Below are 12,899 nucleotides of genomic sequence, written 5' to 3' on the forward strand. Positions count from 1 at the left end.
CATCGATCACTCTGCACGTCCTGGACCTGCATGCGATCATCATGACACCGGCTGGCTGAACCGGTCGTTCCCGGCATCTCAGGCACCAGCGTCACCTCCGCCTGAACCCTCCGCCCGGACCCGGAACGCATCGAGGTTGCAAGACTTGCCCTTCACGGCGAGACACCCGCCACCTCGATGGCGTATGCCTGAGTATTCCGATGATGCCGCCTTGTCCCATGAATGTGTCTTGAGCCCGAACGCCAATCTGGTCTTCGCTCCCATTGTATGATGACAGGCGGCTCATCCCCGCTGGGCATTTTCTCCTCAATACGCATTCGCTTCCCCCGATACGCATTCGCCTCCTCGCAGTACTCATCCAACTCCCCGCCCTCCCCTTGAGGATCGCGAACCCCTTGGCGTGCGCGCGTGTCCAGGTTGAGCAATCGACTCCATGTTAGCTACATGCGGACAGCCTGCTGACTGGCGACCATAAAAAACGGCCAGTGCTTGAGCACTGACCGTTCATGTCGCCCCCCTCAAGGCAGGAGGCTTAGCGTCAGATCACGCCATTTCCGCTTCCGTTTCCAGGTGCAGCTCGCCGTTGTCGACTGTGACATGCACGATGCCGCCCGACTCGGAAAGGTCGCCGAACAGGATCATTTCTGCCAGCGGCTTCTTGAGCTTCTCCTGAATCACGCGTGCCATCGGGCGAGCCCCCATTGCCGGGTCATACCCGAGGGTCGCCAGCAAGTCGCGCGCCTCATCAGCGACATCCAGCTGCACGCGTTTCTCATCCAGCTGCGCCTGCAGTTCGACCAGGAACTTGTCGACCACATTGCGCACCACGGCGAGATCCAGCGCGCCGAACTGGATGATGCCATCCAGACGGTTGCGGAATTCCGGCGAGAACGTCTTGCGGATGACTTCCATGGCGTCGGTGGAGTGATCCTGGTGCTTGAAGCCGATGGAGCGACGCGCCACCTGCTCGGCACCCGCGTTGGAGGTCATCACCATGATGACGTTGCGGAAGTCCGCTTCGCGGCCGTTGTTGTCGGTCAGGCGGCCGTGGTCCATCACCTGCAGCAGCAGGTTGAAGACTTCCGGGTGTGCCTTCTCGATCTCATCTAGCAACAGCACGCAGTGCGGCTGCTTGGTGATGGCTTCGGTCAACAGACCGCCTTGGTCATAACCGACGTACCCCGGCGGTGCCCCGATGAGGCGCGAGACGGTGTGACGCTCCATGTACTCGGACATGTCGAAGCGCACCAGTTCGATACCCATCAGCGCCGCCAGCTGACGAGCGACCTCGGTCTTGCCGACGCCTGTCGGGCCCGCGAACAGGAAGCTGCCCACCGGCTTGTCCGGCGCCTTGAGGCCTGCACGCGACAGCTTGATCGCCGCGGACAGTCCGGTGATGGCGTCGTCCTGCCCGAACACCAGCATCTTGAGATCGCGCTCGAGATTGGACAGCAGCTTCTTGTCGGAGCTGGAGACCGTCTTCGGCGGAATGCGAGCGATGGAGGCGACGATCGCCTCGACCTGCTCGGTATCGATGGTGTCGGCGCGGATGCTCTCCGGCAGCAGCCGCTGGTGGGCACCGGCCTCGTCGATCACGTCGATGGCCTTGTCCGGCAGCTGACGCTCGTTGATGTAGCGATCGGCCAGACGCACTGCCGTTTCCAGCGAGGCATCGGTGTACTTGATGGCATGGTGCTCCTCGAAGCGACCACGCAACCCCTTGAGGATACGGATGGTGTCATCCACCGACGGCTCCATCACATCAACCTTCTGGAAACGACGCGCCAGGGCGCGGTCCTTCTCGAAGATGCCGCGGAATTCCTGGAAGGTAGTGGAGCCGATGCAACGCAGTTCACCGGAAGACAGCAGCGGCTTGAGCAGGTTGGAGGCATCCATCACGCCACCGGACGCAGCACCCGCACCGATGACAGTGTGGATCTCGTCGATGAACAGGATCGAGTTCGGTTCCTTGCGCAGCTCCGCCAGCAGCGACTTGAGACGCTTCTCGAAGTCGCCGCGGTACTTGGTGCCGGCCAGCAGCGCGCCGAGATCCAGCGAGTAGACCACGGCTTCCTTGATGACGTCCGGCACGTCCTCCTCGACGATGCGCTTGGCGAGACCTTCCGCGATGGCAGTCTTGCCGACGCCCGCCTCACCGACCAGCAGCGGGTTGTTCTTGCGGCGACGCACCAGAATCTGCACCACACGCTCAAGCTCCTCGTCGCGACCAATCAGCGGGTCGATCTTGCCCAGACGCGCCTGCTCGTTGAGGTTGGTGGCGTAGTTGGTCAGCGGGTTGTTGCCGCCTTCGCTGCTCGCCTCTTCGCTCTCTTCGTTCTCGACCGACGCCTGGGGCGCCTGGGTGTGACCCGCGACCTTGGAGATGCCATGCGCGATGTAATTGACCGCATCCACACGCGCGACATTCTGCTGCTTGAGGAAGTAGACGGCCTGGCTTTCCTGCTCGGAGAAGATGGCCACCAGCACGTTGGCGCCGGTCACTTCACTCTTGCCGGAAGATTGCACGTGGAAGACGGCACGCTGCAGGACGCGCTGGAAGCCCAGCGTCGGCTGCGTCTCGCGGTCTTCCTGCTCTTCCGGAATCAGCGGGGTGGTGGAGTTGATGAAGTCCTGAAGGTCGACTCGCAGCTTGTCCAGATTGGCACCACAGGCGCGCAGGACATCGGCAGCGGAGGCATTGTCCAGCAGTGCCAGCAGGAGGTGTTCCACGGTCATGAATTCGTGGCGTTTGGAGCGTGCCACGGTGAAGGCCGTGTTCAGGGTCAGTTCAAGTTCTTTGCTCAACATGGCAAGTCCCCTCTAGGCCGCGTCTTGGACGGATCACTCCGCCCGGTCGATGTCGCACAGCAGCGGATGCTGGCACTCTCGAGCATATTGATTGACTTGGTGGCATTTCGTTTCCGCGATGTCGCGACTGAAGATGCCACAGGTTCCTTTTCCCTGATGATGGACAGCGAGCATGATCTGTACTGCCTGCTCCTGATCCTTGTTGAAAAAGGTGGTCAGCACCTCCACGACGAAGTCCATCGGCGTGAAGTCATCATTGTGCAGAACGACCTTGTACATGGGCGGTGGAGCCAGTTCAGGCTCAGCGGTCTCGAATGCCAGATCACCTTCGTGGTCTTCCTGGTATCCGGGGTCCTGAGCCGACGGGGCCTGATTGCTGATCGACAGTGTCTCCAGAAAGGGAGGACTGCCGCGCGATGTCTCTGTCTTGAACATAAGGGGCTGATCCGGTGAACACAAGCCGTGACGAAGCAGATTGCCTCAACGCGCCGCGAAGAAGGTCAAGCGCTGCCACGTCGTCTCAATGTGGGTGTGATAAGGAAAAGATGGGGGCTTGTCGATCTGGTTGCAAGCTTTGGTCGCGTCCGCCCAAGCGTACACGTTCATGCCTGCATCGCGACGCTCTGACATGAATGCGGGCATTTGCATGCATTTTCGCTCACATACGCGACAGACACTTCTCGACAGGCGTCGCCACCTGACGACCCATTCAAGCGCCTCGCCGCTCAATGAAACCCGGAATGCGACCGCGCAGAACGCTCCACGCAGAATGCCCAGGAGTAGCAATCGTTGGCAGCCGTCTGGGCGCGCAACCGAGAAGCTTCCATCTCAAACGCAAGAAGGCCCCCGGACATGTCCGGGGGCCTTCTGCTGAAACCTGTCACGCAACCTGATGCCTGGGCATCAGATCAACGCAGGATCTCAGGCATCCATGTTGTCAGCGACAGCCTGACCGAACTCGGAGCACTTCAGCAGCTTGGCATCGTCCATCAGGCGATGGAAGTCATAGGTGACTTCGCCCTTGGCGATGGCCTTCTCGACGCCTTTCAGCACGAGGTCAGCCGCTTCGACCCACCCCATGTGACGCAGCATCATCTCGGCAGAGAGGATGACGGAGCCCGGGTTGACCTTGTCCTGACCCGCGTACTTCGGTGCAGTACCGTGAGTCGCTTCGAACATGGCGACGGTGTCGGACAGGTTGGCACCCGGCGCGATACCGATACCACCCACTTCCGCCGCCAGGGCGTCGGACAGGTAGTCACCGTTCAGGTTCAGGGTGGCGATGACGTCATATTCCGCCGGACGCAGCAGAATCTGCTGGAGCATGGCGTCAGCGATGACGTCCTTGACCACGATGTCCTTGCCGTTGTTCGGGTTCTTGAAGGTCATCCACGGGCCGCCATCCAGCAGCTCGCCGCCGAACTCGTCCTTGACGATTTCGTAGCCCCAGTCCTTGAAGGCACCTTCGGTGAACTTCATGATGTTGCCCTTGTGCACCAAGGTCAGCGACTCACGGTCGTTGTCGATGGTGTACTGGACAGCCTGACGGACCAGACGCTTGGTCCCTTCTTCGGAGACCGGCTTGACGCCGATACCGCAGTTCTCCGGGAAGCGGATGTTGGTGACACCCATCTCTTCGCGCAGGAACTTGATGACCTTATCGGCTTCCGGGGTTCCCGCTTTCCATTCGACACCGGCATAGATGTCTTCGGAGTTTTCACGGAAGATGACCATGTCGACGTCAGCCGGCTTCTTGACCGGGCTCGGCACACCAGTGAACCAGCGCACCGGGCGCAGGCAGGTGTACAGATCCAGCTTCTGACGCAGAGCGACGTTCAGAGAGCGAATACCACCGCCCACCGGAGTGGTCAGCGGGCCCTTGATGGAAACGATGTAATCCTTGACAGCCTCGAGAGTCTCTTCCGGCAGCCAGGTGTCAGCATCATAAACGTGAGTGGCTTTTTCACCGGCGTAGACTTCCATCCAGTGAATCTTGCGCTCGCCGCCATAGGCCTTGTCGACAGCAGCGTCGATGGCAATCTTCATGGCCGGAGTCACGTCCACACCGATACCATCGCCTTCGATGAACGGGATGATCGGATTATTCGGAACGTTGAGGGTATTGTCGGAATTTGCGGTGATCTTGGCACCGCCTTCCGGGACGACAATCTTCTGGAACCCCATTGATAACTCCCCTGTCATGGATTCAGTGGAGGCGCGAGTATAGCACCCGTGCCGCTTCTCACAGTAGGCTTATACGGCAGCCGCGACAAAAGTCTAAACCATGTCTCTCATATATCTGCTTCACAAGCCTTACCGCGTCCTGACCCAGTTTACCGACCGCGATCAGGGCCGCCAGACACTCGCTGACTTCATCGACGTGCCGGATGTCTATGCCGCCGGGCGCCTCGACTATGACTCCGAGGGACTGCTGCTGCTCACCAGTAATGGCGCGCTCTCCCACCAGATCGCGCACCCGAAGAAGAAGCAGCCCAAGACCTACTGGGTGCAAGTGGAAGGTGCCCCCGATGAACAGGCCATCGCCGCGTTGAGAGCCGGTGTCGAGCTCAAGGATGGCATGACCCGGCCGGCGAAGGTCAGGCTGATTGACCCGCCGGCGTTGCCGGACAGGCAACCCCCTGTGCGCTTCCGTGCCAGCATTCCGACCCACTGGCTGGAGATCATCATCAGTGAAGGTCGCAATCGCCAGGTGCGCCGCATGACCGCCCACGTCGGCCTGCCGACCCTGCGCTTGATCCGCGCAGCCATCGGGCCGTGGAAGCTCGATGGCCTTGCCCCTGGTGAATGGCGCAGCGAGGAAGTCGAGATGCCAGCGCCACCTCGTCGCGAGTCCCGCTCGCCACGCCACAAGGGCGCGACGGGCGAGCGCCGCACCGGCAACGCTGGCCCCCGGGGCAGTGGCAGTAGAAGCAGTAAAGCCAGGAATGGCAAGGGTTTCAGCAAGGGCTCAGGTCAAGGTTCAGGCAAGACACCCGGCGCCGCCTCCCGGCGCCCCTCATCCCCCAAGAAAGGAAGGAAATCCTGATGGCTGCTCGCTGGACCCCGAATGTCACCGTCGCCTGTGTCGTCGAACGCGCCGGGCGCTACCTGATCGTCGAGGAAGACAAGGGCGGGCCCTGCACGGTGTTCAACCAACCGGCCGGCCATCTCGAACCCCATGAGCGCATCATCGACGGCGTACAACGCGAAGTTCGCGAGGAAACCGCCTGGCGCATCCTGCTCACCGGCTATCTCGGCCTCTATGTGCACGTGGCCGAGGACGGGACCCACTTCCACTCCCACAGCTTCGAGGCCGCCGCCCTTGAGCACCTGTGCACGCCGCTGGCCCCTGACATCGTCAGAACGCACTGGCTGTCGCTTGAGGAGATCGAGCAGCTCGAGGACATGGGCCGCCTGCGCAGCCCCCTGGTGACCCGTCGTATCCGCGATAGCCAGCGTGGCAAGCGTTTCCCGCTGGATGTGCTGCACGATTGAGCGATCGCCCGGGCGCAGGCGGGGTGAATCCCTGCCCCGCATTCAGGTATAATCCCGGCCATTCGAGCGGCGCCAGAATGACGGGTCTGCCGCCTCCCCTGTTTGTGACAACCCGCGGCCATGCGGGTGACGAGAGAACTGATGACCGCTGAAACCGGTACCGGAACCAAGGTCATCGTCGGCATGTCCGGCGGTGTCGACTCCTCCGTCTCTGCCCTGTTGTTGATGGAGCAGGGCTACCACGTCGAAGGCCTGTTCATGAAGAACTGGGACGAAGACGACGGTAGCGAATACTGTACCGCCCTCGAAGACCTGGCCGATGCCCAGGCCGTGTGCGACAAGCTCGGCATCAAGCTGCACACCGCCAACTTCGCCGCGGAGTACTGGGACAACGTCTTCGAGCACTTCCTGGCCGAGTACAAGGCCGGTCGCACGCCGAATCCCGACATCCTGTGCAACCGCGAGATCAAGTTCAAGGTCTTCCTCGAGTATGCCGAGATGCTGGGCGCCGAGCTGATCGCCACCGGTCACTACGTGCGTGGCGGCGTGCGCGAGGGTCTCCCGCGCCTTCTCAAGGGCCTGGACACCAACAAGGACCAGAGCTACTTCCTGCATGCCGTGCCGCAGGCAGCCATCGCGCGCACCCTGTTCCCGGTCGGCGAGCTCGAGAAGCACGAAGTGCGCGCCATCGCCGAGAAGCATGAGCTGATCACCGCGCGCAAGAAGGATTCCACCGGTATCTGCTTCATCGGCGAGCGGCGCTTCGCCGACTTCCTCAAGCAGTACCTGCCCGCTCAGCCCGGCAAGATCGAGACTCCCGATGGGGACGTCATCGGCGAGCACATGGGCCTGATGTACTACACCCTCGGCCAGCGCCAGGGGCTGGGAATCGGTGGCCTCAAGCGCTATCCGGACGCGCCCTGGTTCGTGTGTGCCAAGGATCTGGAGCGCAACGTGCTGATCGCCGTGCAGGGCAAGCACCACGACCTGCTCTACACTCAGGCGTTGAGCACCGAATCCGTGGACTGGGTCGCAGGCGAGCCGCCGCAGACCGACGCCAATGGCGAGCTGCGCATTCGCTGCAAGAACCGCTATCGCCAGGAAGACCAGGCCGCGACCTTGATCGTCAATGACGGCCAGCGTGTCGAGGTGCGTTTCGATGAACCGCAACGCGCCGTCACGCCCGGCCAGTCTGCCGTCTTCTATCTCGGCGACATCTGTCTGGGCGGCGGCGTGATCGATGCCGCCTGGAAACTTCCAGCGGCGGACGCCAGCGCTTCCACCGCCCCGCTCTCTGGCCCCGAGGAGTCCGCCGCGCAATGACCAGCGTGCCGATCCGTCCCGTCACTGATACCACCACCCGTCAGGCACTCGCGCTGGCGGGCGTCTTCCAGGCAGCCGCGCTGGTCGATGAGCTGGCCCGCCACGGCCAGTGCGATGAGCGCGCCTGGGAAACTCTGGTGAATGCCACGCTGGATACCAACCCGGAAAGCTTCGAAGCCATCTACGGCGGGCACCATAACCGCCTGCGGCTCGGCATCGACACCGTCAGTGCGGTGATGGAACGTCGCCAGGTCTCACCCGTGGTGATGCGTTACGGCTTCTCGCTGGTGATGCTGATGAGCAAGCTCAAGAAGGACCCGGACATGCTGGACAAGCTGGGCGCGGGCCTGACCCGCATCCAGGGCCAGGCCGAGCACTTCGGGCCGACCCACGAGAACGTGATCGCAAGCCTGGGCGAGCTTTATCAACAGACCCTCTCCACCTTCCGCTACCGGATCGTGGTGCAGGGCGATCCCGGCCTGCTGCAGCAACGCATGATGCCGGAACGCATCCGCTGCGCCCTGCTGGCGGGTGTGCGCTTCGCACTGCTGTGGGACCAGCAGGGTGGCCGTCGCTGGAAGCTGGTCTTCCAGCGCAGCGCGCTCAAGAAGTCATTGCAGCAGCTGGACTGAGCCCGCCTCCGCGCTCGCGCGTCACCTGCACCACCTGATTCACACCCGAATTCGCTTCAACAACGCTGGAGCCCGTGAACCGGGCTCCGAGACACTTGAACCGGCAGCGCGTCATGTCCTGCCACCATCGGAAGATTCTCATCATGCAGCTGTCCGCCCTCACCGCCCTGTCTCCCGTCGATGGCCGCTATGGCGCCAAGACCGAGGCCCTGCGCGAGCACTTCAGTGAATTCGGCCTGATCCGTGCCCGCGTCATCGTCGAGGTGCGCTGGTTGCAACGCCTGGCCGCCCACGCCGAGATCGCTGAAGTGCCGGCCTTCTCCGCGGATGCCAACGCCGTGCTGGATGGCATCGTCAGTGAGTTCAGTGTCGAGGATGCCCAGCGCATCAAGGACATCGAACGCACCACCAACCACGACGTGAAGGCGGTCGAGTACTTCCTGAAGGAAAAGGTCGAGAGCAACGCCGAACTCAACGCCGTCACCGAGTTCATCCACTTCGCCTGCACCAGTGAAGACATCAACAACCTGTCTCACGCCCTGATGCTGCGTGGCGGCCTGGACAAGGTGCTGCTGCCGCAGATGCGTGAAGTGACCGAAGCGATCGTCGCGCTGGCCCACCAGCACGCCGAACAGCCGATGCTGTCGCGCACCCACGGCCAGACGGCCAGCCCGACCACCCTCGGCAAGGAAATGGCCAACGTCGCCGCGCGCCTGCGTCGTCAGCTGGCGCAGATCGAACGCATCGAGATGCTCGGCAAGATCAACGGTGCCGTGGGCAACTACAATGCCCACCTGACCACCTATCCGGCCATCGACTGGGCGGCCAACGCCGAAACCTTCGTCGAGAGCCTCGGGCTGACCTTCAACCCGTACACCACCCAGATCGAGCCGCACGACTACATCGCCGAGCTGTTCGATGCCATCTGCCGCTTCAACACCATCCTGATCGACTTCGATCGTGACATCTGGGGCTACATCTCGCTGGGTTACTTCAAGCAGCGCACCGTGGCCGGCGAGATCGGCTCTTCCACCATGCCGCACAAGGTCAACCCGATCGACTTCGAGAACTCCGAAGGCAATCTGGGCATCGCCAACGCCGTGCTGGGCCATCTGGCACAGAAGCTGCCGATCTCCCGCTGGCAGCGTGACCTGACCGACTCTACCGTGCTGCGCAACCTGGGCACCGGCCTGGCGCAGGGTCTGATCGCCTACCAGGCGACCCTGAAAGGCATCAGCAAGCTGGAAGCCAACCCGGAGCGCCTGGACGCCGACCTGGACAACAGCTGGGAAGTGCTGGCCGAGCCGATCCAGACCGTCATGCGCCGTTACGGCATCGAGAAGCCCTACGAGAAGCTCAAGGAGCTGACCCGTGGCAAGCGTATCGACCAGGCCGGTTTCGCCGCCTTCATCGAGACGCTGGAACTGCCGGAAGACGTCAAGACCGAGCTGAAGGCACTGAGCCCGGCCAGCTACATCGGCAACGCCATTGCACAGGCCAAGGCGCTCTAAGCGGCGCAGGTCACTGCAAATCTTTGGACGCCGGGGCCTCTGCTCCGGCGTCATGCATTGCGCATTAGACGCATGCAACACGCAGCACACTGAATGACACCCTGGATTCACGACCACTGACGTTCTTCGTCAGTGGGCACGACATGCCACGCTCTCAAGGCTCGGCATGGAACGCATCGCCTTCTGCCATCCGGCAAAACGGCTTCAACGACGTCATCGCGAGACCGCCGCCCCCTGACAGGCTGCCGTTCGCGTTCGAGAGGTTCTGCATGAGCACATCCCCCGCCCCCCGCGACACCGACACGCCTCTGGCGCTGTTGGGCGGCCTGAGCATCCGCGAATTCCTGCGCGATTACTGGCAGCAGAAGCCGCTGCTGATCCGCGGGGCCTTCGCAGACTTCGAGACGCCGCTGGAAGCCGATGAACTGGCCGGTCTGGCCTGTGAAGATGGCATCGAAGCGCGTCTGGTCGAGGAAAACGGCCCGGACAAGGCCTGGCAGGTCAGCCACGGCCCCTTCGATGAGGCGACCTTCGCGCGTCTCGACGCCAAGGACGACAGCCAGTGGAGCCTGCTGGTGCAGGCGGTGGATCACTACGTCCCCGACGTCGCCGCGCTGTTCGAGCCCTTCACCTTCCTGCCGCGCTGGCGCCTCGATGACATCATGATCAGCTACGCGCCGACCGGCGGCAGCGTCGGCCCGCACCTGGACAACTACGATGTCTTCCTGCTGCAGGCCCAGGGCCAGCGTCATTGGCAGCTGGGCGGCATGCACGGTGACGACGCCGAGATCATCGATGGCATCGACCTGCGCATCCTCAAGCACTTCGAGGTCACGCCGGGCGAGGACTGGGTGCTGGAACCCGGCGACATGCTCTACGTACCGCCGCGCCTGGCGCACCACGGTGTCAGCCAGTCCGATGACTGCATGACCATCTCCGTCGGCTTCCGCGCGCCTTCCGCCGATGAAGTCGTCACCTCCTACGCCGACTATCTGGGTGCCAGCCTGCCGGAATCGCTGCGCTACCGTGACCAGGGCATGGCCCCGGTCGCCAATGCCGGCGAGCTGGACGACGCCTCGCTCGAGCGTGTGCGCGAATTGCTGCTCAGTACGCTGGATAACCCGACCCAGCTGGCGCAGTGGTTCGGCCGCTACATGACCCAGCCCAAGTATCTGGAGCAGCTCGCCGCTCGCGAACCGGCCCTCAAGACGCATGAGCTGGTCGAGTATCTGGAAGATGAAGGCGTACTGGTGCGCTCACTGGGATCACGCTTCGCCTTCCGTCAAGGTGAAGATGGCAACAGCACGCTGTTCGTCGATGGCGATGGCATCCTGGCCCCCCAGCCGCTGGCGGAAGCGTTGGCCTCCGATCAGCGCCTTACCGCGGTGTTGCTTGACTACACCACGGCAGACCTTGATCGCAGTGCCGTGGCCAGCCTGCTGACGGCGCTGATCAACCGCGGCAGCCTGATACTGGAATGTGACCTTCAGGACGAAGAGGACGATGAAGAATGAGTGACGCCATGATCAGCCTGGAACGGGGCGACTGGCAGACCTTGGGCAACGAGGCCAGCGAGATCCGCCGCGTCGTGTTCATCGAGGAACAGCAGGTGCCGCGGGAGGAGGAGTGGGACGGGCGCGACGACGCCTGCGAACACTTCCTCGTGCATCTGGATGGCCGCACCGTCGGCACGGCCCGTCTATTGCCGGACGGCCATGTCGGCCGTGTCGCCATTCTCTCCGAAGCACGCGGGCTGGGGCTTGGCCAACGCCTGATGGAAGCGGTCATCCATGCTGCGCGTCAGGCTGGCCACGCTGAAGTGCTACTGGATGCTCAGACCCATGCGCTGGAATTCTATCAACGTCTCGGCTTCACGGCTTACGGCGACGAGTTTCTCGATGCCGGCATACCGCACCGCAGCATGCGCTTGATTCTGAACTGAATTTTAGCGTCTGCCTTACGAAAACCGGCCCCATTTGGGGCCGGTTTTTTTGTGCCATGAATGTTCTTGTAGTCTGGCTACAACCCGCTCCTTGACCAAGTCATCATTCCCCAAGGCCCATGATGACTGACATCATGACGTCACTAAGAAATATTAAAACGACTGTTTGCCAACAGGAATCACGCAACGTTGAATCTGATATAAAACGATCGTTTTAATGCGACCAAGGAATGAAAGACAGCACTCAATTTCGGAGCGATGCTAGAGATCAGGTCATTTACGCTGCACTGCAACATGACGCGCTGCCCGACTCGGCACCGCCTTCAGGAGATTCGCCCATGCTCACCTCAGACTCACGAACGCAGATCACCCTGGTGGGCGGTAGAGGTGACCAGGTACTCGGGCAGCCTGAGGATGCCGCTCTGGCCGAGCAATGGCACAACGCCGAGATCCGAACGCGGATTCTCAAGCTGGCGCGCCCCCTCAAGGACCTGCTGCCACCGCAGACAGCGGAGTCGGTGGCGGCACAGGCGCAGACGATCTGCCATCTGAGTCGCGACCAGCGCTGGCAACTCCCCGGCGAGCAGTGGCAACTGCGCTCACAGGGCAGCGCCTGGCAGTTGAAGTGCAGCGCGCAGCCGGCAACCGCTGGCGAGACGCAGGACGCACCTGACCAGTTGGCACTTGCCGGACTCACCGATGACGTGACGGGGATGCAGCTGGGCAACCGCCCGCTCCCTCGGGCCCTCTGGACCTTGGCCGCCGCGCGGCATCGCGGTGAACGTCATTCGGTACTGGCCATTGCCCAGGTCAGCAGCGTACGCGAAGCACTGTGCTGGGGAGAACTGATCTCACGGCTGCGCGCGCCAAACGGCAGGCCACCGCGCATCGCCCTCACCCTCAGCCACTGCACGTTACCCACGCTGGAAGCCAGCCTGTACTTCCTGATGCCCTGGTTGGACAGCATCACGCTGACAGCGGCACCCGGCCTGGAAACTGCCTGCCTTGGCGTGATCAAGGCTCGCTTCAGACTTGCTGAGCCAGTGGAGCTCGACAACGCCACCGACGACGTCTTCTGTCGCACGGGGTGACTCCACTGGTGACGCCTGAAAGATCAATAACAACAACAAACTGTCATGCAGCAACCTCAAGACGCAGAGCGCCGGCACTCCCATTTCACGCGTCGCT

General features: G+C 62.3%; 11 protein-coding genes. 8 read left to right on the forward strand and 3 right to left on the reverse strand.

Features of this window, described 5'->3' with window-relative positions; all coding sequences use genetic code 11:
* Positions 1–543: 543 nt before the first annotated feature.
* From clpA to icd, 3 genes are all read right to left on the reverse strand, one after another.
* A complete protein-coding gene (gene clpA, locus NH396_RS02665; RefSeq protein WP_253061407.1) occupies positions 544–2,808 on the reverse strand; it encodes an ATP-dependent Clp protease ATP-binding subunit ClpA in 2,265 nt (754 codons plus the stop codon).
* A gap of 33 nt (positions 2,809–2,841) precedes the next feature.
* Positions 2,842–3,243 (reverse strand): ATP-dependent Clp protease adapter ClpS, encoded by a 402-nt coding sequence (gene clpS / locus NH396_RS02670; RefSeq protein ID WP_176677737.1) that lies wholly within the window; start codon positions 3,241–3,243, stop codon positions 2,842–2,844.
* A 486-nt stretch (positions 3,244–3,729) separates the two neighbouring features.
* A complete protein-coding gene (icd, locus tag NH396_RS02675; RefSeq protein ID WP_043333852.1) occupies positions 3,730–4,992 on the reverse strand; it encodes an NADP-dependent isocitrate dehydrogenase in 1,263 nt (420 codons plus the stop codon).
* A 100-nt stretch (positions 4,993–5,092) separates the two neighbouring features.
* On the opposite strand from icd, the gene NH396_RS02680 reads away from it, so the two are divergent.
* The 8 genes from NH396_RS02680 (at position 5,093) to NH396_RS02715 (ending at position 12,802) form a co-directional block, all read left to right on the forward strand.
* Positions 5,093–5,854 (forward strand): pseudouridine synthase, encoded by a 762-nt coding sequence (locus NH396_RS02680; protein ID WP_176677738.1) that lies wholly within the window; start codon positions 5,093–5,095, stop codon positions 5,852–5,854.
* The gene (locus tag NH396_RS02685; RefSeq protein ID WP_253061409.1) at positions 5,854–6,303 is read left to right on the forward strand and encodes an NUDIX hydrolase; all 450 of its coding nucleotides are present in this window, start codon (positions 5,854–5,856) and stop codon (positions 6,301–6,303) included. Before NH396_RS02680 ends, NH396_RS02685 begins: the two co-directional genes overlap by 1 nt.
* 141 nt (positions 6,304–6,444) lie before the next feature.
* Positions 6,445–7,626 carry a tRNA 2-thiouridine(34) synthase MnmA gene (gene mnmA, locus NH396_RS02690; RefSeq protein ID WP_253061411.1) on the forward strand — a complete coding sequence of 394 codons (1,182 nt, stop codon included), beginning with the start codon at positions 6,445–6,447 and terminating at the stop codon, positions 7,624–7,626.
* Entirely contained in the window at positions 7,623–8,258 is a 636-nt protein-coding gene (gene hflD, locus NH396_RS02695; protein WP_253061413.1) for a high frequency lysogenization protein HflD, read from the forward strand. Before mnmA ends, hflD begins: the two co-directional genes overlap by 4 nt.
* Positions 8,259–8,401: 143 nt before the next feature.
* Positions 8,402–9,769, forward strand: coding sequence for an adenylosuccinate lyase (purB, locus tag NH396_RS02700; protein WP_176677741.1), 1,368 nt, complete (start codon positions 8,402–8,404; stop codon positions 9,767–9,769).
* 269 nt (positions 9,770–10,038) lie between these two features.
* Positions 10,039–11,283 carry a cupin domain-containing protein gene (locus NH396_RS02705; RefSeq protein ID WP_253061415.1) on the forward strand — a complete coding sequence of 415 codons (1,245 nt, stop codon included), beginning with the start codon at positions 10,039–10,041 and terminating at the stop codon, positions 11,281–11,283.
* Complete coding sequence (locus tag NH396_RS02710; protein WP_253061417.1) at positions 11,280–11,711, forward strand: GNAT family N-acetyltransferase; 432 nt, start codon at positions 11,280–11,282, stop codon at positions 11,709–11,711. The genes NH396_RS02705 and NH396_RS02710 overlap by 4 nt, the downstream gene beginning before the upstream one ends.
* Before the next feature lie 338 nt (positions 11,712–12,049).
* The gene (locus tag NH396_RS02715; protein ID WP_253061419.1) at positions 12,050–12,802 is read left to right on the forward strand and encodes a hypothetical protein; all 753 of its coding nucleotides are present in this window, start codon (positions 12,050–12,052) and stop codon (positions 12,800–12,802) included.
* Positions 12,803–12,899 lie beyond the last annotated feature (97 nt).

This window comes from Cobetia sp. Dlab-2-AX (assembly GCF_024124625.1).
Taxonomy (GTDB): domain Bacteria; phylum Pseudomonadota; class Gammaproteobacteria; order Pseudomonadales; family Halomonadaceae; genus Cobetia.